Raw genomic sequence first — 19,135 nt, 5'->3', positions numbered from 1 at the left:
TTACTCCTGTGGTGCACCGCCGGGCGGTGAGGCACATCACGGGGCTGTGGCCACCGCGTAGCGAGGCATGGCCGGACAGTGCTGTCCGGCCGCGATAAGGCTCACTCTCACTCGTAGAGGTAGCAGCGTACGAAGTGGTTGTCGGTAAGCTTGGTGATGGGGGGCAGCGCCTCCTTGCAGCGGGGCATTGCCTGATTGCAGCGCCCGGCAAAGGGGCAACCGCAGGACTCCGGCGTCCAGAGCGGGATCTCCCCCTTGCAGCCCCCCTCCAACTCGGCGTGGATACTCTTCTCGGGGTCTGGCACCGCCGAGATGAGCAGCTGGGTGTAGGGGTGCTGCGGGTGGTGCAGGATCTCGTCCACCTCACCCCACTCCACCATGTGCCCCACATACATCACAGCCAGATCTTCCGCCACATAGCGGGCGGTGGCGATGTCGTGGGTGATGTAGAGCATGGAGACGCCGAGCTCGTTCTTCATCTGCTCCATCAGGTTGAGGATGCCGATGCGAATGGAGACGTCGAGCATGGAGGTCGGCTCGTCCGCCAGCACAACCTCCGCCTCCACCGCCAGATTGCGGGCGATGTTGACCCGCTGGCGCTGGCCGCCGGAGAGCTGGTGCGGATACTTGGCCGCCGTCGCCTTGGCGGGGGTCAGGCCGACCTTCTCCAGCAGGGCGTAGACCATGTCGGGCAGCTCTTTCTTGTCGATCACCTTGCTGTGCAGCAGCAGGGGGCGGGCGATGTGGTGATAGATGGTGTGGGTCGGGTTGAGCGAACCGAACGGATCTTGCCACACCATCTGCACGCTCTGGCGATAGTCCAGCAGGGCGGTGCCCTTGTTGAACTCCTCCAGATCGTGGCCGCGATAGAGGATGCGCCCGGCACTGAGCTTGTACATCTTGGCGATGATCTTGGCGATGGTGCTCTTGCCGGAGCCTGACTCCCCGACCACCGCCAGGGCGCGGCCCCGGTGCAGGTTGAAGGTGATGTCGGAGAGCGCCCGCATCTTGCCACTCTTGATGGCATTGGAGTTGATGGGGAAGTCCTTGTAGAGGTGCTGGACTTCGATGATGGGTGCATCGGTTTTGGCGATTTGCATGACAGACATCCTTAACAGCCAGCGGCCTTGGCCAGATAGATCACGGAATCTTGTTGCAGCCCCTGCTCTTCATAGAGGTGGCAGGCGGTCTGTTGCCCGGGGCGGATCTCGGCCAGTTTGGTGTACTCCTGACGGCAGCGATCGTGCACCTTGTTGCAGCGGGCCTGAAAGCGGCAGCCTACCGGCACCTCCAGCAAGTTGAGCGGGGTGCCCGGGATCCCCTCCAGCACCTTCTTCGGCCCGTGCAGGGGCGGGAAGGAGTTGCCCAGCCCTCTGGTATAGGGGTGCAGCGGCGCGGTCAGGATCGCCTTGGAAGGAGCCACCTCGACCAGTTCACCGGCATACATGATGCCGATGCGATCGCAGAACTCCACCATCAGGGAGAGGTCGTGGGTGATGAACAGAATGGAGAAGTTGAACTTCTCTTTCAGGGCATAGACCTTCTGCAGGATCTCCCGCTGTACCACCACATCGAGCGCCGTGGTCGGCTCGTCCATGATGAGCAGCTCGGGGTTGAGCGCCATGGCGATGGCGATCACCAGTCGTTGGCGCATGCCGCCGGAGAACTGGTGCGGGTAATCCTTGAGCCGGCTCGGGTGGATGTCGACGATGGTGAGCAGCTCCTGGGCGCGCTTGATCGCATCAACGCGGGTCATGCCGGGGTTGTGGGCCAGCAGCACGTCGCAGAACTGCTCCTCCATCCGCAACACCGGGTTCAGGGCGTTCATGGCGGACTGGAACACCACCGACACCTGTTGCCAGCGGTAGGAGCGCAGCCGCTCGTCGTTGTAGTGGAGGATATTCTCCCCCTTGAACAGGATCTCGCCACCGCTGATGTAGGCGGGCGGCTTGTGCAGCCGGGCCACCGAGAAGGCGACGGTGGATTTGCCGCAGCCCGACTCTCCGGCGAGACCGAAGATCTCGCCCTGTCTGATATCGAAGCTCACCGAGTTGACGGCGCGCACGTCGCCATTCTCGGTGATGTAGTCGACGCAGAGATTGCGTACTGACAGCAGGGGATGCTTGTTCATGCTGTCTTCTCCTGTCCTGCTATGGATGTCGCGGCCGGGGTGGCAACTGGCGCGGCGAGTTTCTTCCAGCGGCTCAGTCCTTTGTGGGAGCGCAACTGCGGGTTGGCAATCTCGTCGATGGCGAAGTTGAGCAGGGCCAGACCGGCACCCAGGGTGGCGATGGCGAAGCAGGGGGCCAGGATCTCCCACCAGGCGCCGACCAGAATGGCGCTGGAGGTCTGGGCGTTGTAGAGCATGATGCCCCAGCTCACCACGGTCGGGTCACCAAGCCCGAGGAACTCCAGGGTCGCTTCGGTCACGATGGCGTAGATGATGGAGCCGATGAAGCTCACCCCGATGATGGAGATGAGGTTGGGCAGGATCTCCACCAGAATGATGCGCCAGGCCGGCTCACCCAGCACTTCGGCCGCGATGACGAACTCTTTCTCCCGCAGCGCCAGGGTCTGGGCACGGATGACCCGCGCGCCATAGGCCCAGGAGGTTAACCCTATTATCACGGCAATCACCGTCGGTGACGCCTCCCCGATAAAGCTCGCCAGCACCAGTAGCAAGGGGAGGTTGGGGATCACCAGCACCACGTTCATCAGGAAGGTGAGGCACTCATCCACCAGACCGCCGAAGTAACCGGCGGTGATGCCGATGGCGACCGCCAGGGTACAGACCAGCAGGCCTGCACTGAAACCCACCAGCAGCGAGATGCGGGCACCGTGGGCGAACTGGGCCCAGATGTCGTGGCCCATGCGGGTGGACCCCATTACGAACTCGGCACTGGGGGGCTGGTGGGGGCGGGCCACCCGTTTGGTCGGCTCGTTGCTGGCCAGGAGCGGGGCAAAGATGGCCATCAGCACGAAGGCAACCACGATGGCAAGGCCGCAGGCCGCTTTGCGGTTGCCCAGCAAGATTTTGAGAATGGTCGGCATACGCATCTTATTTGCCTCCTGAACGCAGACGGGGATCCAGGAAGACGTAGAGCATGTCGGCCAGGAAGTTAAAGGTGAGCATGGTGATGGTCATGATGAGCAGCTGCCCCTGAATGAGCGGGTAGTCGCGCGCCAGAATGCCCTGATAGAGGGTCAGCCCCAGCCCCGGGTAGTTGAAGATAACCTCGGTGATGAGGGATCCACCGATGACGAAACCGAGTGCCATGGAGAGCGCGGTGACGCTCGGCAAAATGGCGTTGCGGGCACCGTAGTTGAAGATCACCCGGTTGCTGGAGAGCCCCTTGGCCTTGGCCATGGTGATGTAATCCTCGCCCAGCAGGTTGATCATGTTGTTGCGCATGGTGATGAGAAAGCCCCCCACCTGCACCACGGCCAGGGTCAGCACCGGCATGATGGCGTGGGTCATGATGCTCTTGATGTGTGCCCAGCCCCAATCAGCCTTGATCTCCGGGCTGTAGGCGTAGCCGATGGGCAGCCATTCGAGGCTGACCCCGAACAGGAACAGGGCGAGCAGGGAGACCACCACCGGCGGAATGGCCTGCATCACCAGGGTGAGCGGGGAGAGAATGCTGTCCATCCGGCCGCCGCGATACCAGGCGGCGAAGATGCCGACGATGGAACCGATGGAGAAGCTCAGAATGGTGGAGGTGCCGACCAGAAACAGGGTCCAGCCAATGGCTCGGCCCAGCACGTCAGAGACCTGCTGCGGGTAGAAACGCACCGAGGTGCCGAGATCCCAGGTGAAGACACTCTTCACATAGGTGAGAAATTGAGTGCCGATTGGGCCGTCAACAAAACCGAAGGTGGCTTTGAGGGCTTCCAGGGCGGCGGGTTCCATCATGGCGCCAGCGCGGGCAAACATCACGGAGACAGGATCCCCAGGCATGGCTCGGGGTAACAGGAAGTTGATGGTGGCGGCGACCAGAAAGGCCACCAGGTAGAAGGAAAAGCGTCTCAGTATGAATCCCATGATAGTACCTTTTACTGCAAGCCTGCCCCGCGTCGGGTATAGCTACCCCAACCCCGGCAGAGCCGGGCAAGAAGGGGATTAACGGGGAAGAGGGCCCCCCGCAGGGGGCCGGGATTGTTTAGCTGTTTGGCTTGAGGGACAACACGTGCAGCAGACGCTCAGGGGTGTCCGGGTGGAGCTGAGGCTTGGCGACCGGGTTATCGGCACTGAACCAGCCGTTGAAGCGCTTGGTGCTGTACTCATACCAGGTCGGGTTGTTGAAGACCGGAATGATGGTCTGGTTGGCACCGACACGATCCTGGATGGCGAACATGATCTCCTTCTGCTTGGCCGCATCGGCGGTCTGGGTGAAGTCATCGATCAGCTTGTCGAGCTCGGGGTCCTTGTAACGGGGCGCGGCGAAGCGGTTGCCACGGTCACCCATGTTGCGGGAGTGGAACGCGGTCTCGAAGTACTTGTGCGGGTTGGCACCGGCAAAGTAACCCTGCAGGGCGACATCGAAGTCACCGGTGATCAGGTTCTCGGTCCAGACGGTCGCTTCCGGGGTGGCGGTCTTGGCGTTCAGGCCCAGCGCCTGCAGCCCTTCTACACCAATCTGAACTGTGTTGACCCAGTCGGTCCAGCCGTTCGGTACCAGTACCTTGAACTCGATCTTTTTGCAGCTCGGAGTGTCGAGGAACTTGTCGCCGTCACAATCCTTGTAGCCTGCCTCTTTCAGCAGGGCCTTGGCGGCTTCCAGGTCGAACTTGTTGTACTTGCCGTACTTGGTGTCCACTTCCGGGTTGTTCCAGGAGTCAAAGGCTTTGCCCAGACCTGACGGATACTCGTTGACGGTGGGGTAGCCGTAGCCCGCGATGTCCACCATGGACTGGCGGTCCATCGCCATGGAGAAGGCGCGACGGAAGTTGATGTCGTTGAAGGCTTCGTTGTTGCCCGGGTTCTTGGTCTGGAAGTTGACGTTGAAGGCGACTGTGCCGGAGGCCGGGAACCAGTATTTGTTGTTCTTCGGATCGTTGCCGACATAGAGGCGCTCGATATCCGGTACGAAGGAGCCGAACCAGTCGATGTCACCCTTCATGACGGCAGCCAGCACCTGGTCATTGGTGGCCATTTGCGGCATGCGCAGACAGTCGATGGCGAGGTTGGCGTTATCCCAGTAGTGCGGGTTGCGGCACTGGGTGTAGAGCTGGGCGGAGAAGTTGTCCACCTCGGTGAAGGGGCCGGTACCAACCGGCTTGTCGTTGGTGAAGGCTACCGGATCTTTCACCGATTTCCACTGATGCTCCGGCACGATGGGCACCAGCACCAGATCATTTACCACGTTGGTGTTGACCTCGGTCAGGTCGAATCTGACCTTGTTGGGGGCCAGCTTCTCGACGCTCTTGATCTGGGTCCAGATTGAGCGCTCGTCCAGTGCCTTGTTGGCCTTGACCAGATTAAAGGAGAAGAGGATGTCATCGGCATCAAAGGCTTCGCCGTCAGACCACTTCACGCCGTCACGCAGATCGAAGGTGACGGATTTCAGGTCATCGCTGAACGCATAGTGGGTGGCCAGACGATAGACGGGTTTGCCCCCTTGCATATCGTTGAAGATCACCAGTGGCTCATAGATGAAGTGACGGGTGGTGTGCAGCAAGCCCGCTTGCAGGAAGGGGTTGAAGTTCTTGACCCAGGCGGTTTCCTGTTGTGCGACCATGGTCAGCACGGTTTTATTGTCTGCGGCCATGGCGTTACCGGCAGCGCCGGCAAGCATCATAGTGCCCAGCATTACAGCGGTAGAGATTTTGGATACTTTGGCAAGCATATGTTTTCCTTTCTTATTTTTTGGCATTCCCGAGCCCGAGGGTTCGCCTTGTTTTGTGTGAGCACCGATTTCGCATGCTGAGGAAGTCGGCCCTCCATGTTGGTCGGGCTGTGCACCCTTGTCGTTCTGTTTTCCAACGCCCTTAGCAAACCAGAAGTAACAGGAAAACAACAACTATTGATTTCGTTGTTTTCGTAAAAATTGACGGTGTTACGTCAATCTCGTCAAAATAGATTTTTATCTGTTTAAAATCATTCGCTTAAATTATTTGCTCTTGCGTAAAAAGTGGCTGTGAAAATGGCGTATATGACAAATTTGTGAATTGGATCTGCTCTCGGTTTAGGGGGTTGTGCGGGGCTTTGTTTTGCGTAAAAAGAAACCAGATTGCCAATTGTGATCCGGCGCCCGCTAGGGCGCCGTGTCACGGCTTGCGGTGGGCGAGTTGACGCAGGGTCTGTGCGCTGTGCTGCAACTGCTGGCGCTGGTGGTCATTGAGCGGGCAGTGGCCCAGCACATACTCGGTGGTGGCCACTACCGTCTTCCAGCGTGGCGACTTGGGCAGGGTGTCCAGATTCAGGTATTTGTCGAGGGTACGGGTCTGCGGGCTGGATCTGTCCATATAGACCCGCCACAGCTTGCTCTTCTCTGCCAGCACGATTTTGCCCTTGCCGGTACCCTGCTGCCAGGCATCCAGGGTGAGCTGCATGGTCTCTACCAGCGCCCGGCGCAGCGGCTCGTCATCCTGCTGGCGAATGAGGTCGTCGGCCAGCGAACGGAACTCGCCGCCAAGGCGGCTCAGCTCGCCCAGCAGCTGTTCATCTTCGATGATGGCTTGCCGTGAGAGGTTCTTGAGGGCGTTCTCCAGCGCCATCACCCGATTCTCATCCTGACGCAGCTCGGTACTCAGAGTGAGGGCGAAAGCGGTCTGTCCTCCGAGCGCGATGGGCAGGGCACGGGCGTTGAGCACATCTTTTTGCCCGGCCACCAGAAATTCCAGATTATGTTCCCGCTCGCTGGCGAGATCGGGCCACTGCTGTTGCAGCGGGGTGGCGAGCCACTCATTGAGGGGCTGCCCTTCCATGGCTTCCGGCTCCTGTCCCAGCAGGCGCGCCAGCACCCGGGAAGCAAACAGCACTGTGCCCTGCTCGTCGATAAAGATCATGGGGTCGGCCCCTTCGCCGAGCAGGGCCAGCAGCCGCTGTTGATCCTGATGGAGTCGCTCCTGCAGAGTGAGGCGATGTTCGATCTCCTGCTTCAATAGCCGGTTCTCTACCAGCGAGGCGCGTCCTGCCTTGGCCTCCAGTAGCGCCTTGACCCGGGCAAACAGCTCCTCCTTGCAGAAGGGTTTGACCAGATAGTCGTTGGCTCCGGCTCCAAAGCCCTCCTCGATATCCTTGGGCTGGTTGAGGGCGGTGAGTAGCAGCACCGGCAGCATATCTTTCGGGTGTTGCTCGCGCAGGCGACGGCAGACGTCAAAACCGGAGAGGGTCGGCATCATCACATCCAGCAGGATCAGGTCCACCGGCTCCTCGGCAAGCTTGGCCAGCGCATCGTGGCCGTCACTGCTGGGCAGGATGCGGTAGCCGCAGGGCTGCAGCAGATGGCGCAGGATGTGCAGGTTGATGGGCTCGTCATCCACCACCAGAATGAGCGGCGCCCCGTCGGGGGGAGGGGGCAGATCGTCGCTCTCCCAGTCTGGCAGGATCAGCGGTTGCTGGCGCACCAGCTGATGCTCGATCTGGCGGCTGCCCTGCGTCAGATTGGTCGCTTTGCCGGTGGCAAGGGGCAGGGTAAAGGCGAAGGTAGAGCCGACGCTCGGCTCGCTCTCCACAAACAGCTCGCCCCCCATCAGGTGCACCAGCTGGCGGGTGATGGAGAGGCCAAGGCCTGCCCCCTGCTTGCTCACCTCCGGGCTCATCTGTACCAGCGGCTCGAAGATATGTTCCAGATGGTCGGGGGCGATGCCGATGCCGGTATCCGTGACCTTGATGCGCAGGACGTTGTTCTCGACGATGGCACTGAGCACCACCTTGCCCTGCGGCGTGTACTTGATGGCGTTACCGACCAGGTTATAGAGCACCTGTTCGAGTCGTTGCTCGTCGGCCAGCACCTGCGGCAGTTCAGCCGGGCTGATATCCACCAGGGTGAGGGGTTTGGCCTGCACCAGATGCTGGCAGAGATCCAGCACCAGCCGGATAACTCCTTTGGATGAGACGGGCTGGGGATGGATCTCCAGCTGGCCGTAGCGCATCTGGTGGTAGTCGAGCAGATCGTCCACCAGGCGAGCCAGACCGTCGGCACTCTTGCTGATGAGGCCGAGCTGCTTCTGTTGCCCTTCGGTCAAATCCTGCTGGCTGGCGAGCATCGACTCCGCCATCCCCTTGATGCCGTGAATGGGTGTGCGCAGCTCGTGGGAGGTGTTGGCCAGCAGTTCGTCTTTCAACTTGTCGGCCTGTTGCAGGCTGAGGTTCTGCTTGTGGGTCAGCTTGACTTGCTGTTGCAGCTCCTGGGTTTGCTGCTCGATCAGTTCGATTTTGTCCTTCACCGAACGCTGCATATGACGAAACGCCTCGGCCAGCCGGTCGATATCATCACCGGTACGCTCGATGGCGATGGGGTGATCCAGCGCGCCGTCGGCCACCTGCTCGGCCGCTTCGGTCAGGGAGCGCAGCGGTGCCGTGATAGAGTGGGAGAGCCAGCGGGAGAAGAGGATCAGTAGTAGTACCGAGCCCGCGCCCAGCACAATCACCAGGGTTTCCAGTTGACGAATGGGGCGGTAGGCTTCGCTCACCGAGATTTCTGCGATGAAAGCCCACTCGGTATCAAACACCTCCACCTGGGTGTAGGCAGCCAGCACTTCGTCGTCATGGTAGGAGAGAAACTGGCCGACCCCCTGCTCGCCGGAGAGGGCCTTGGTGATGAGGGGGGGCTGTAGCGGCCGGAAGTTGGGGCTGAAGCTGTTCTCGACGCTGAATTGTGGTGCCAGCCAGGCATCGGCACGCATCCGCTTGTCGGGGCCTATCAGGATGGTCTCGCCAGTGGCGCCGAGCCCCTCGCGCTCAGCCATGATCTGATTGAGCTTGTCCGGTCGCAACTCGAAGATCACCACGCCGCGCACATAGTCGTACTGCATCACGGGGGCGGCCAGGTAGGCGACCACCTGGCCGGTCAGCTCGTTGCGGCCAAAATCGGTGAACTCGAAGATCTGCTGCGGCTTCTGGCCACCGTCGAGGCGGCGTTTGATCTTGGCGAAGGTCAGGCCCAAGCCGCTGCTCTGATAGGGGCCGGAGAGCAGGTTGGTGGCAAAGTTGGCCTGCTTGGTGACCGAATAGACCACATCACCGTTGAGACCCACCAGAAAGATGTCGCTGTAGTGAGACTTGCGCACCATGTCGGCATAGCCGCGATGAAAGCGCTGGTGGACCCGGCCATACATCTCGTCAGCGAGGATAAGCGCCGTGATGGAGGGTTCGATCGCTACCTGACTGTCCGGTTTGCGCAGTTGATCCCAGGAGCCGGGCAGATAGCGGGCCTGGGCGCGGCTGCGGGCCTCCTGCGGCGTGGTGCCCAGCTTCTCGAAGGCTCCGGTAAAGCCATAGAAACGACCGATACTGTTGCCGGCGAAATCCTGCTGGGAGAAGTTGATGATCTGCTCTTTGAGGTTGTTGAAGTAATCCTCGAGCTGACTCTTTTTGATGTTGCGAACGGAGACCAGATGGTTAGAGGTCTGGGTGGTGAGATCCTTTCCGTGGCTGTAGAGGAAGAAGAGGGTGATGACCAAAAATGGCACCATGCCCAACATAAAAAAAGCCAGCATTAACTGCGGCCTGAGTCCACGAAGCGTGAAGATCCCTTTCATCTTGTGATTTTCAATTGAGAATCCGGTTATTAAGCTGCACAAGTCTCGAACGAAAGCGTAATCATTTCAACGGCATTATCCCAAATTCGCCTGGTGGGTCACAGCCGGGTGGAGAGAATTGCAGCAAGGCGTTTAAACCCTGAGCAAACAGTCTGCATCAGGGCTGAAAATGTGAAAAAGGGGTTGTGCTGGCGCTCGGGGTACGTATAATGCGCCTCGTTGTCAGGCAACTGGCATGAAGGCAGTGACGCGGGAATAGCTCAGTTGGTAGAGCACGACCTTGCCAAGGTCGGGGTCGCGAGTTCGAGTCTCGTTTCCCGCTCCAATCGTCCATCGCACCAACGATGGAACTCACTTTCAAGACAATCAGTCTTGTCAGCATGGCGCGTTAGCAAAGCGGTTATGCAGCGGATTGCAAATCCGTTTAGTCCGGTTCGACTCCGGAACGTGCCTCCATCTTATTCCTGTTTTACCAAGTCATCTTTCTTGGATATCCCTGGATCCAGGTCAGTACCCCTGCTGCACCAGCAACTGTTCGCAACCAGCCTGTTTCCACTCCCGCTCAAGATAGTGGCTCACATCCGCCATGTTTTGTCCCCGATATTGAAACTGCAGCTCTGCGCTATGCTGGCCGAGATCCGCCATCCGTTGTTTCAGGGCGCCACATTGCCACAGGCTGACGGTGGGTACACCCCGTTCGGCCAGCACGATGGCATCTTCCCGATTCAGTTGCCACTCCTCCAGTTGTGCCCGTGTCAGGGCTATCATCAGCACCAGCAGTGCCACTTCTGAAAGTTTCATATGTATCTCCATTCAGCATGTTTCCCCCCTGATAACTGTGGCAAAGCGCACGATTTTCGCAAGTTTGTTAAATGTTGGTTAATGACGTAACCCGTTTTCAGTATTTCCCGTTTTTCGCTTTTTTTTATAAAAAAAATGCGTTCCTGATGTAGTAATCCTACATGGCGTGGGGTAATCTTTGCTCAGTGGTCTTACCAGTAAGGAATTGCATCATGTTTCATCCCTTTTCCCTGACTCAGATTATTCTTCGTCGCATTTATGTATTGCTGGTGGGCATTCTGGCGTTTCCGGTGATGCTGTTTCGCAGCGATCGGGCGCGCTTCTACAGCTATCTGCACCGGTTCTGGAACAAAACCAGCACCAAACCGGTTTGGCTCAAAATGAGCGAGCGTGGCGAACAGATTTTCTACTAAACCCCATTCGCACCATGTGCAAAAAGAGACAGCGTTGGCTGTCTCTTTTTTTATCTGCTTGCCGCAAGTCTTGGCTCCCAACATTAGCCCGCGCGTTGGTTTATTGTTTCTCAAATGTTGCCCATAGCCCTTCCTGTTGGCGGGGCTTTTTTATGTTTGAAGCACCTCTTTTGATGGTGGCGGTGAAGAGGAGTAACGAGAGGAGATGTGTCGTGTGGAGCTTTTTTTGTTCATAGATTGGTGGTTGGAGTGAAAATTTTTATCTGGAAATAGGCATTTAAAATCAATCAACTAAAGATCTTTTTTACGTTTTTTAATTCTTTTTTTTGTTTTTTTGAAAGGGAACGTCCCGTTTGCCGGTTCTATTGCAGGTACCCGGTTGCGACAAATCGGGGATATCAGCAACATCCAACGACATCAAAAGGAACATGAACATGAATGTTAAAAAAAGCACTGCTATCGCCTCCGCCATGACCGGTCTGCTGGCGCTGGGCGCCCAATTTATCGCGGCACCAGCCATGGCTGCCGAAGAGAAAGAGAAGTGCTACGGCGTGGTCAAGGCCAGCAAGAATGACTGTGCGACCAAGAGCAGCTCCTGCGCCGGTACCGCCAAGGAAGATGCTCAGGGTGATGCCTTTGTGGTGATGCCCAAAGGGCTGTGCGAGAAGCTGGTAGGCGGTTCGCTGCAACCCAAGTAAGAGACATCGGGCAGGGGATGGCCAACGGGTCGCCCCCTGCATCTTCTCTGATTGGCGAAAGCGAGTCTTGCGATGAACCCTTTGATTGGTATCGGACTACGCACTCCCCATTACGACGAGATCCGGCATACCCTGCCGACAGTCGGTTGGCTGGAGGTGCACAGTGAAAATTACTTCGAACGGCACAGCCACGGTTTTCAGGTGCTCGCCGAACTGGCGCAGCACTACCCCGTCAGTCTTCACGGCGTTGGTATGTCCCTCGGTTCTGCCGACCCGCTCGATCCGCACCATTTGCAGCAGTTGTTGACACTGGCCGCGGCGATCAAACCGGTACGGATCTCCGAACATCTCAGCTGGGGCAGCATTGGCGGGCGTTATTTCAACGATCTGCTGCCGGTGCCCTATACCCGCGCCGCCCTGCGCAACATGAGCGACAAGATCCAGCAGGTACAACAGACCCTGGGTTGCCGCATGCTGATTGAAAATCCCTCCTCCTATCTGCAACTGGCCGGGGAGATGAGCGAGTGGGAATTTCTGGCCGAGCTGCAGCAGCGCAGCGAGTGCGGCATCCTGCTCGACCTCAACAATCTCTATGTCAGTGCCTTCAATCACGGTTTCTCTTGCGATGAGTATCTGGCGGCGATCGATCTCGCCACCGTCGGGGAGATCCATCTGGCCGGTTATACCGAGAAACAGCTGCCGGAAGGCTCCCTCTATATCGATACCCACAGCGCCCCTGTGGTGGAGCCGGTCTGGGAACTCTATCGCCAGATCTGTCGCAAGCAGGCCATTCCCACCCTGATTGAGTGGGATCTCGAGATCCCGCCGCTGCCGGTCTTGCTGGCAGAGGCGGCGCAGGCCAGCGCCATTCTGGATGAGGCGCGCGCCATGAGTGCGCCACGGGAGGTAGCTCATGGCTGAACTGGCACGGCTGCAACAGCATTTTGCCGATGGTCTGCTGGGGGCGCCTGACGCCATTGCCCCTCACATCAGCTCCCGGCTCTTTCCTGCCGAATCGGTGCTGCAGGTCTATCGCAACCACTTCATCCTGAGCCTTGGTGAGGTGCTGGCGAGCAGTTATCCCGCCGTCAGGGCCATGGTCGGGGACGACTTTTTTGCGGCGGCGGCCCGTGGCTTCGTATTGGCCGAGCCACTCAGGGAAGGGAGCGTCATGCACTATGGCGCCGGGTTTGGCCAATGGCTGGCCCGCTTGCCAACCACTACCGGATTGCCCTGGCTGGAGGCGCTGGCGCAGTTCGAGTGGCAGCTTGAGCGTGCCAGTCTGCTGCCGCTGGAATCCCGCTGCTGGCCAGCCGAACGTCTGGCCGCATTATCGCCGCAACAATGGGAGCGGCTGCGGCTGTTGCCAGCCACAGACCTGCTGCTGGTTGCCAGCGACTATCCGGTGCTGGCCCTGTGGCAGATGGCGCTGCACGGTGGTGAAGCGGTGGAGGTGCTTGATGCCCCCGTCTGGTTGGCATTGAAGAAACAGCCGGATTGCCGGGTTGTGCCCTTGCCCCTGACGGCGGGTGAGTGGGCGTTGTTGCAGGGTTGTCTCGCTGGTACGGCGCTGGTCGAGCTGCTGGCGGTCGACCCTGCGGCCAGTGAACATCTCACTCGCCTGATAACCCTTGGTCTGCTGGTGGATATGGAGGTAATGCCATGATGGCAAACAAATGGCTGGCGCTGGCCAGCTCGAGTGGTGATTTGCCGCGCTGGAGCAGCGCCGGTGTGCTGTTGCTGGCGCGGCTGTGGATCGCCTCGGTCTTTATCACTTCAGGCTGGCTCAAGCTGACGGCGTGGGATTCAACCCTCTATCTGTTTGAATCCGAGTATCAGGTGCCCCTGCTGCCCTGGTTGTGGGCTGCTTATCTGGGTACGGCGACCGAGCTGCTGTTGCCGCTCTTCCTGCTGGCGGGGCTTTTTACTCGCCCGGCCGCCTTGCTGCTGTTTGGCTTCAATCTCATGGCGGTGATCTCCTACCCGACCCTCTGGGCGGGTGGCTTTTACGATCACCAGCTGTGGGGCTGGATGCTGCTGACCCTGATTATCTGGGGCGGCGGTGTGCTGAGCCTGGATTATTGGCTGACACGTCGCAACCATTGATTTATCAGTGATTTCCCCAATCACAAAGAGCGCCACAAGGCGCTCTTTGTCATAATGACGGCCGGCGAAATTTCCCATGAGAGAAAAGGAGCAGCCAATGATCATTCGTCAGGCAAGGGCCGCAGATATTCCCGCAATGGTGGCGCTGCGCATGGAGCTGTCTTGTGAGGTCGGTGAGCTGGTGACGCCGCAGGCAGACCCGGCCTTGTGGCAGGCCACCCTTGACTACTTTACCCGGGCGATGAGTAAAGAGAGTGCTTTATCCTGGCTGGCTGAGGCCGATACGCAGGAGGGCGGCAAACAGATCGTGGCGGCAGGGACGCTGGCATTATTTGAACGGCCGCCCTATCCCGGCAATCTGGCGGGGATGGAGGGGTATCTGCTCAATATGTATACGCGGCCACAATAGCGCCAGCAGGGGATCGCCACGGCGCTGCTCGATGCCATAACGGCCTTCGCCAGAGCGCGTCAGCTGGGCAAGGTGTGGCTCCATGCCAGCGAGCAGGGGCGCCCTCTCTATGAGCGGATCGGCTTTGTCGCCAATCCGGCCTATCTGGAGTGGCAACCGGTGGTGGAGTAAGGGTTGCAGCTCTGCATGAGTGGCGCTTGGTCGGTGAATTTGATTTACAGCAATAAATATGGCGTCAGATGGGATCGCGGCAACGCCGCCAACTATGCTGATGGAGCACGCCACCATTATCTTATTGATCCACTGCGTGGTTTGGCCATGGTGGGTGCCAGTCTGGAGGATAAGTTTCGATGTTCAATAGCAAACTGAAAGCCGAGTTGCAGCAGTGCTAGGATCAACTTCTGGAACAGCAGGGATTTTTTGACGCTGTGCACGGCAGCGTGGCGACCATCACCTTTACGCCGGATGGCACTGTGCTGGCCGCCAATGATCTCTTTCTCAACGTGGTGGGCTTCAGTGCGACCGAGGTTATCGGTCAGCATCACCGCCTCTTATGCGACAAGCAGCATGCCCAGAGCATCGACTATCAGCAGTTTTGGGCGGATTTGAAGCAGGGGCGTTCCCGCTCCGGGGTGTTTCAGCGCTTCAACAAACGGGGTGAGGCGATCTGGCTGGAGGCGACCTATTTTCCTGTCAAGTTGCGGGGCGTGGTGACCAAGGTGATCAAGATCGCCGCCGATATTACCGAGCACCACCTGCAACTGCTCAGCCAGCAAGCGGTGGTGACGGCGCTGGATCGGTCGCTGGCGGTCATCGAGTTTACCCCCAGCGGGGAGGTGATTGCTGCGAACGGCAACTTCCTCCATACCATGGGCTATACCCTGGCGCAGGTGCAAGGCAAGCATCACCGTATCTTCTGCGACGATCAGTTCTATCGCGAACAGCCCCACTTCTGGGATGAGCTGGGCCGTGGCCAGTACAAGTCCGGTCTCTTCTGCCGTCAAAACAGCCACGGCAGCAAGGTGTGGCTGGAGGCGACCTACAATCCGATCCTCAATGAGAATCGCAAGGTGGTGAAGGTGATCAAGTTCGCAAGTGACATCACCGAGCGGATCAACAAGAGCGATGCGGTGCGCGAGGCGGCCATGCTGGCCCACGATGCGGCGCGGGAGACCCTGAGCTGCGCCGAGCGCGGCGCGGGTCTGCTCTCCTCGGTGGTCGATACCTCCAGCCTTATTGCCAGTCAGCTGACTCACAGCATTGGTCTTATCAACCAGCTCAACGAGCAGTCGCGCAGCATCGAGGCGATCGTCTCCACCATCAGCAGCATCGCCGATCAGACCAACCTGCTGGCCCTTAACGCAGCTATCGAGGCGGCGCGGGCGGGGGATCAGGGGCGCGGTTTTGCGGTGGTGGCCGACGAGGTTCGCCAGCTGGCGGCCCGCACGTCTCTCTCTACCGACGAGATTGCCAAGGTGGTACAGAACAACCGGGAGCTGACCGCCAAGGTCACCTCCGAGATGTCCGACGTCGCCAGCAGCGCCGAGCTGGGCAAGCAGCAGGTGGGCGAGGTGGATGAGGTGATGAGCGACATCCGCCGGGAGGCGAACAACGTCTCCAGCACCGTCTCTGGTCTGGCCATCTGAACACCCTGACTTCCTGCCATGCCGGGGCATTGACTCATATTTGAGCAGTCAGTGCCCCAATCTGAACCCCTCCTGTATCGTCCCGCCATTGTGAATTGTCCTCTTCTGGCCCCTTGATTAGGCTTGCCGCCTCATTTATTTCAGAGCAGAAACAGAACACGATGGCATTACAACAGAAGGGGCGGGCAATGGCCCTGCTGGTTATGGTCGCGAGCATGGGTCTGGGCGGCTGTATGGGGCAGATGGGGCTTTCCGGCATGGTCACCAAGGGCAACCTGAGCGTGGTGGATAACCGCTACGCTCGTGCCGGGGTCTTTATGCTGCTCTCCCCTGTCTACGGTCTGGCCGCGACCGCTGACCTGTTCGTCTTCAATACCATCGAGTTCTGGTCTGGCAAGAACCCCATCACCGGCAAATCTCCGGCTGTGGTGGACATGAAGGCCAATCCGGTGATCAAGGTGAACCAGCATCTGGATCCGGCCCTCAAGAAAGTGCCGCTGGCCATGCTGCCACAAGGGGTGCGCGAGGTAGAGATCAGCTACCCGGACGAGCATACCGCCCAGATGGAGGTGCACTATCTGGATGGCCACCGCAGCATGATGCGTGGCGAGTTGATGGATATCTACTTCGATGGCCGCTTTGTCTCTACCCTGAGCCGTGCGGAGCTGGAAGAGCGGGCTAATCAGGGCAAGGCTGCTGCCTAAATTCAACTGAATCCAGATCGTTCCAGCTTCAGATGGGGTATACCTAATCTGCTGGCAAAATCGCCATGATGTCTAAGGGAGTAGACTATGACGGTGAATGGATTGCGATTGGCGGAGTTGATTGGTTCCCTCAGTCATGCGCTCGATATGACCGAGGGGCAACCAAGAGGACACTGCATTCGCTGCTGCTGGATAGGTTCCCGTCTGGGGGAGCGGCTGGGACTGGACGCCCGGCTGCGCCATGATCTCTACTACACGCTCCTGCTTAAGGATCTTGGGTGCAGCAGCAATGCCGCCCGTATCTGCGAGCTCTATCTCACCGACGATCTTCACTTCAAGCGCGACTTCAAGCTGGTGGATGGCTCCCTCTCCGAGGTGGTCAACTTCGTACTGGGCCACACCGGCCTGCAGGCCGATTTGCTGGGGCGCTTTCGCAGCCTGTTTCACATCTTTCGTAATGGCGATCAGATTGCCAACGAGCTGATCCACACCCGCTGCCATCGCGGCGCCGATATCGCTCGCCAGCTGCGCTTCAGCAATGAGGTGGCCGGTGGCATCCTCTCTCTTGACGAGCACTGGAATGGCAAGGGGCGACCGCAACAGCTGGCCGGTGATGCGATCCCGCTCTTTTCCCGCATCGCCCTGCTCTGTCAGGTGGTGGATGTGTTTCATGCCGCCGCAGGCCCGCAGGCCGTGCTCAAGGAGCTGCGCGGGCGCAGTGGCAGCTGGTTTGATCCCGAGCTGGTCAGGCAGTTCGAAGCCATGGCCGATGAGTATTTCTGGCAAGGGCTGGCGGACCCCCAGCTGGCAGAGTGGGTGTTTAGCCATGCCTCCGGACAAGGGGAGGTGGCGCTTGACGAGGACTATCTGGACGAGATCGCCGCCGCTTTCGGTCAGGTGGTTGACTCCAAGAGCCCCTACACCGCAGGTCACAGCGGTCGGGTGGCGCTCTATACCGACATTCTCGCTACCCAGATGGGGATCCCGGAGTCACGGCGGCGCTGGCTCAAGCGGGGCGCCTTGCTCCATGATGTGGGCAAGCTCGGGGTGAGCAACGCCATTCTCGACAAGCCGGGCAAACTCGATGCGCAGGAGTGGGCGGCGGTGCAGATGCATGCCGCCTACACCGAGGAGATCCTGAGTCGTATCGGTGCCTTCGAGGAGCTGGCGCAAGTGGCGGGCGCCCACCATGAGCGGCTCGATGGCAAGGGCTACCCCAAGGGGCTGAAAGGGGACGAGATTACCCTTGAGACGCGCATCATCACCACAGCCGACATCTTCGATGCCATCACCGCCAAGCGCCCCTATCGCGGCGCCATCCCTATGCCGCAGGCGCTGGAGATGATGGCGGAGAATCTGGACACCGCGATAGACCCCGACTGTTTTGCCGCCCTGCAGGCGGGTATTCAGGATTTCTCCCTCTACCTCACCACCGAGCAGCCGCTGGCCAATGCCAGTTAAGATTTGCTGCCTTCATGGCCCAAACGGCCAGTCAGACAGCAAAACGCCCCGCAACTGCGGGGCGTTTTGCATTGGGTCTAGTCCGGCTGCTTGCGATGGGGCGGGGTGAGGATCAGTCCCAGCAGGCGGCGCAGGTGGGTGAGCTGTTCGGTCAGCTGGACGTTGAGCCAGAGGTAACCATTGATGGCGGCCTCTGCGTTGGGCGGCAGCGATACCTGGGTCGCCACCTCGTGCAGGCGGGCGATGGCGGCATCCGCGCCACGCCCGTCACCGGTTTGCATCATCAGGGCAAGCTGGTTGATCGCCTCTTCGGTGGCCAGATGGCAGGCGTGCAGTTCGCGGGTACTCTGCATCAGAAAGTGGCTCTCCCGATCGTTCCAGTAGGTGTTGGCCAGCATCTCCAGAGTGCAGAGGGTGTTGCGCATGGTGACCTGCACCGCATCAAACAGGGCGACGCTGTGGCGCGTCTCCTTGGCCGCAGGGGCCAGCAGGGCCCGCAGTTTGCCGGTCTGTGCCAACAGTTGGGAGAGATTGTGCTTGAGGTGCGGGCGCTCCAGCACATTGGGGGAGAGGTGAGTGTGATAGAGCCGCCCCGACTGCTGCAGGATCTGGTGCAGTTGCAGCCGCCAGTGGCTGTAGGCCCGCTGGGAATAGATGCTGCAAAAGAGCAGCGCCAGCAGGGAGCCCAGTATCACGTCGGCACTGCGCCACAGCGCCGTCTCTATATCCCCCGGCATGGCCCCCATGGTGACTCCCAGGGTGACGCCGATCAGCAGCCCCACATAGGGGCGCTTGCCGAGGGCCAGATAGCCGCAGAGAAACATGATGCACCCGCACCAGATCAGGGTAAGCGGTAGCGAGTAGATCTCGAGATAAAGCGCCACGACCCCGCAACTGGCGCCGAAGATGGTGCCCCCCACCCGCTGCAGGGCGCGGGAGAGCACATTGCCCCAGAACGAGATGGGGCCCATCACCACCACCAAGGTTATCAGCGGCCAGGTGCTCTCCGGCAGTTTCAGCTCGCGGGTCAGCAGAAAGGTGAGCATAAAGGCGAGCGCAATGCGCAGGCCATGGACGATCCGGTAGCGGCCATAGACCAGCAGATCGAGTCGGGAGAGGGGGGCATCAAGACGCACGGTCTGCCTCCTGTCAGGTGGGGGACGGGGCGCCGTGCATCCGGCCGACGCCCCGT

At 59.5% G+C, this 19,135-nt stretch carries 16 protein-coding genes, 2 tRNA genes and 1 pseudogene; 11 read left to right on the top strand and 8 right to left on the bottom strand.

The window, feature by feature from the left end; translation table 11 throughout:
• Positions 1-107 precede the first annotated feature (107 nt).
• The 6 genes from BN1125_RS16955 to BN1125_RS16930 form a co-directional block, all read right to left on the bottom strand.
• Positions 108-1,100, bottom strand: coding sequence for an ABC transporter ATP-binding protein (locus tag BN1125_RS16955; protein ID WP_042013723.1), 993 nt, complete (start codon positions 1,098-1,100; stop codon positions 108-110).
• Positions 1,101-1,111: 11 nt separating this feature from the next.
• Positions 1,112-2,131 carry an ABC transporter ATP-binding protein gene (locus BN1125_RS16950; protein WP_042013721.1) on the bottom strand — a complete coding sequence of 340 codons (1,020 nt, stop codon included), beginning with the start codon at positions 2,129-2,131 and terminating at the stop codon, positions 1,112-1,114.
• Positions 2,128-3,057, bottom strand: a complete 930-nt coding sequence (locus BN1125_RS16945; RefSeq protein WP_042013720.1) for an ABC transporter permease — start codon at positions 3,055-3,057, stop codon at positions 2,128-2,130. Before BN1125_RS16945 ends, BN1125_RS16950 begins: the two co-directional genes overlap by 4 nt.
• 1 nt (position 3,058) lies before the next feature.
• Positions 3,059-4,042: an ABC transporter permease gene (locus BN1125_RS16940; RefSeq protein ID WP_042013718.1), complete on the bottom strand. Its 984-nt coding sequence runs from the start codon at positions 4,040-4,042 to the stop codon at positions 3,059-3,061.
• A 118-nt stretch (positions 4,043-4,160) separates the two neighbouring features.
• The gene (locus tag BN1125_RS16935) at positions 4,161-5,846 is read right to left on the bottom strand and encodes an ABC transporter substrate-binding protein (RefSeq protein ID WP_042013716.1); all 1,686 of its coding nucleotides are present in this window, start codon (positions 5,844-5,846) and stop codon (positions 4,161-4,163) included.
• A gap of 421 nt (positions 5,847-6,267) precedes the next feature.
• Complete coding sequence (locus BN1125_RS16930) at positions 6,268-9,705, bottom strand: ATP-binding protein (protein WP_042013714.1); 3,438 nt, start codon at positions 9,703-9,705, stop codon at positions 6,268-6,270.
• Positions 9,706-9,954: 249 nt separating this feature from the next.
• Here BN1125_RS16930 and BN1125_RS16925 point away from each other — a divergent pair.
• Positions 9,955-10,030, top strand: a tRNA-Gly gene (locus BN1125_RS16925).
• A gap of 57 nt (positions 10,031-10,087) precedes the next feature.
• Positions 10,088-10,161 (top strand) — tRNA-Cys (locus tag BN1125_RS16920).
• Positions 10,162-10,212: 51 nt separating this feature from the next.
• Here BN1125_RS16920 and BN1125_RS16915 read toward each other — a convergent pair.
• Positions 10,213-10,506, bottom strand: a complete 294-nt coding sequence (locus BN1125_RS16915; RefSeq protein ID WP_042013713.1) for a hypothetical protein — start codon at positions 10,504-10,506, stop codon at positions 10,213-10,215.
• Between the two features lie 212 nt (positions 10,507-10,718).
• On the opposite strand from BN1125_RS16915, the gene BN1125_RS16910 reads away from it, so the two are divergent.
• From BN1125_RS16910 to BN1125_RS16870, 9 genes and pseudogenes are all read left to right on the top strand, one after another.
• Positions 10,719-10,919, top strand: coding sequence for a YbfA family protein (locus BN1125_RS16910; protein WP_042013712.1), 201 nt, complete (start codon positions 10,719-10,721; stop codon positions 10,917-10,919).
• Between the two features lie 434 nt (positions 10,920-11,353).
• Positions 11,354-11,617 carry a BufA1 family periplasmic bufferin-type metallophore gene (locus BN1125_RS16905; RefSeq protein WP_034523690.1) on the top strand — a complete coding sequence of 88 codons (264 nt, stop codon included), beginning with the start codon at positions 11,354-11,356 and terminating at the stop codon, positions 11,615-11,617.
• 72 nt (positions 11,618-11,689) lie between these two features.
• The gene (bufB, locus tag BN1125_RS16900) at positions 11,690-12,538 is read left to right on the top strand and encodes an MNIO family bufferin maturase (RefSeq protein ID WP_042013711.1); all 849 of its coding nucleotides are present in this window, start codon (positions 11,690-11,692) and stop codon (positions 12,536-12,538) included.
• Positions 12,531-13,283: an HvfC/BufC N-terminal domain-containing protein gene (locus BN1125_RS16895; protein ID WP_042013709.1), complete on the top strand. Its 753-nt coding sequence runs from the start codon at positions 12,531-12,533 to the stop codon at positions 13,281-13,283. The genes bufB and BN1125_RS16895 overlap by 8 nt, the downstream gene beginning before the upstream one ends.
• Entirely contained in the window at positions 13,280-13,723 is a 444-nt protein-coding gene (locus BN1125_RS16890; RefSeq protein ID WP_042013707.1) for a DoxX family protein, read from the top strand. Before BN1125_RS16895 ends, BN1125_RS16890 begins: the two co-directional genes overlap by 4 nt.
• Positions 13,724-13,820: 97 nt before the next feature.
• Positions 13,821-14,303: pseudogene (locus BN1125_RS16885) on the top strand (GNAT family N-acetyltransferase).
• A 230-nt stretch (positions 14,304-14,533) separates the two neighbouring features.
• A complete protein-coding gene (locus BN1125_RS16880) occupies positions 14,534-15,778 on the top strand; it encodes a methyl-accepting chemotaxis protein (protein ID WP_244268518.1) in 1,245 nt (414 codons plus the stop codon).
• A gap of 161 nt (positions 15,779-15,939) precedes the next feature.
• The gene (locus BN1125_RS16875; protein ID WP_042013706.1) at positions 15,940-16,482 is read left to right on the top strand and encodes a DUF3332 domain-containing protein; all 543 of its coding nucleotides are present in this window, start codon (positions 15,940-15,942) and stop codon (positions 16,480-16,482) included.
• Between the two features lie 87 nt (positions 16,483-16,569).
• On the top strand, positions 16,570-17,943 hold the full coding sequence (locus BN1125_RS16870) for an HD-GYP domain-containing protein (protein WP_042013703.1): 1,374 nt from the start codon (positions 16,570-16,572) through the stop codon (positions 17,941-17,943).
• A 77-nt stretch (positions 17,944-18,020) separates the two neighbouring features.
• On the opposite strand, the gene BN1125_RS16865 is transcribed toward BN1125_RS16870, so the two are convergent.
• Positions 18,021-19,079 (bottom strand): FUSC family protein, encoded by a 1,059-nt coding sequence (locus BN1125_RS16865; RefSeq protein WP_042013700.1) that lies wholly within the window; start codon positions 19,077-19,079, stop codon positions 18,021-18,023.
• Positions 19,080-19,135 lie beyond the last annotated feature (56 nt).

The organism is Aeromonas fluvialis (assembly GCF_000819885.1).
Classification (GTDB): domain Bacteria; phylum Pseudomonadota; class Gammaproteobacteria; order Enterobacterales; family Aeromonadaceae; genus Aeromonas; species Aeromonas fluvialis.
Note: the sequence above shows the minus strand (reverse complement) of the source record. Positions and strands in the feature narration are given on the sequence as shown.

Bases quoted from the DNA above. Each gene is read 5' to 3' on its own strand.
- BN1125_RS16955 (WP_042013723.1), bottom strand. From the start codon at position 1,100: ATGCAAATCGCCAAAACCGATGCACCCATCATCGAAGTCCAGCACCTC.
- BN1125_RS16895 (WP_042013709.1), top strand. From the start codon at position 12,531: ATGGCTGAACTGGCACGGCTGCAACAGCATTTTGCCGATGGTCTGCTG.
- BN1125_RS16945 (WP_042013720.1), bottom strand. From the start codon at position 3,057: ATGCGTATGCCGACCATTCTCAAAATCTTGCTGGGCAACCGCAAAGCG.
- BN1125_RS16950 (WP_042013721.1), bottom strand. From the start codon at position 2,131: ATGAACAAGCATCCCCTGCTGTCAGTACGCAATCTCTGCGTCGACTAC.
- BN1125_RS16915 (WP_042013713.1), bottom strand. From the start codon at position 10,506: ATGAAACTTTCAGAAGTGGCACTGCTGGTGCTGATGATAGCCCTGACA.
- bufB (WP_042013711.1), top strand. From the start codon at position 11,690: ATGAACCCTTTGATTGGTATCGGACTACGCACTCCCCATTACGACGAG.
- BN1125_RS16910 (WP_042013712.1), top strand. From the start codon at position 10,719: ATGTTTCATCCCTTTTCCCTGACTCAGATTATTCTTCGTCGCATTTAT.
- BN1125_RS16870 (WP_042013703.1), top strand. From the start codon at position 16,570: ATGACGGTGAATGGATTGCGATTGGCGGAGTTGATTGGTTCCCTCAGT.
- BN1125_RS16890 (WP_042013707.1), top strand. From the start codon at position 13,280: ATGATGGCAAACAAATGGCTGGCGCTGGCCAGCTCGAGTGGTGATTTG.
- BN1125_RS16875 (WP_042013706.1), top strand. From the start codon at position 15,940: ATGGCATTACAACAGAAGGGGCGGGCAATGGCCCTGCTGGTTATGGTC.
- BN1125_RS16930 (WP_042013714.1), bottom strand. From the start codon at position 9,705: ATGAAAGGGATCTTCACGCTTCGTGGACTCAGGCCGCAGTTAATGCTG.
- BN1125_RS16935 (WP_042013716.1), bottom strand. From the start codon at position 5,846: ATGCTTGCCAAAGTATCCAAAATCTCTACCGCTGTAATGCTGGGCACT.
- BN1125_RS16940 (WP_042013718.1), bottom strand. From the start codon at position 4,042: ATGGGATTCATACTGAGACGCTTTTCCTTCTACCTGGTGGCCTTTCTG.
- BN1125_RS16905 (WP_034523690.1), top strand. From the start codon at position 11,354: ATGAATGTTAAAAAAAGCACTGCTATCGCCTCCGCCATGACCGGTCTG.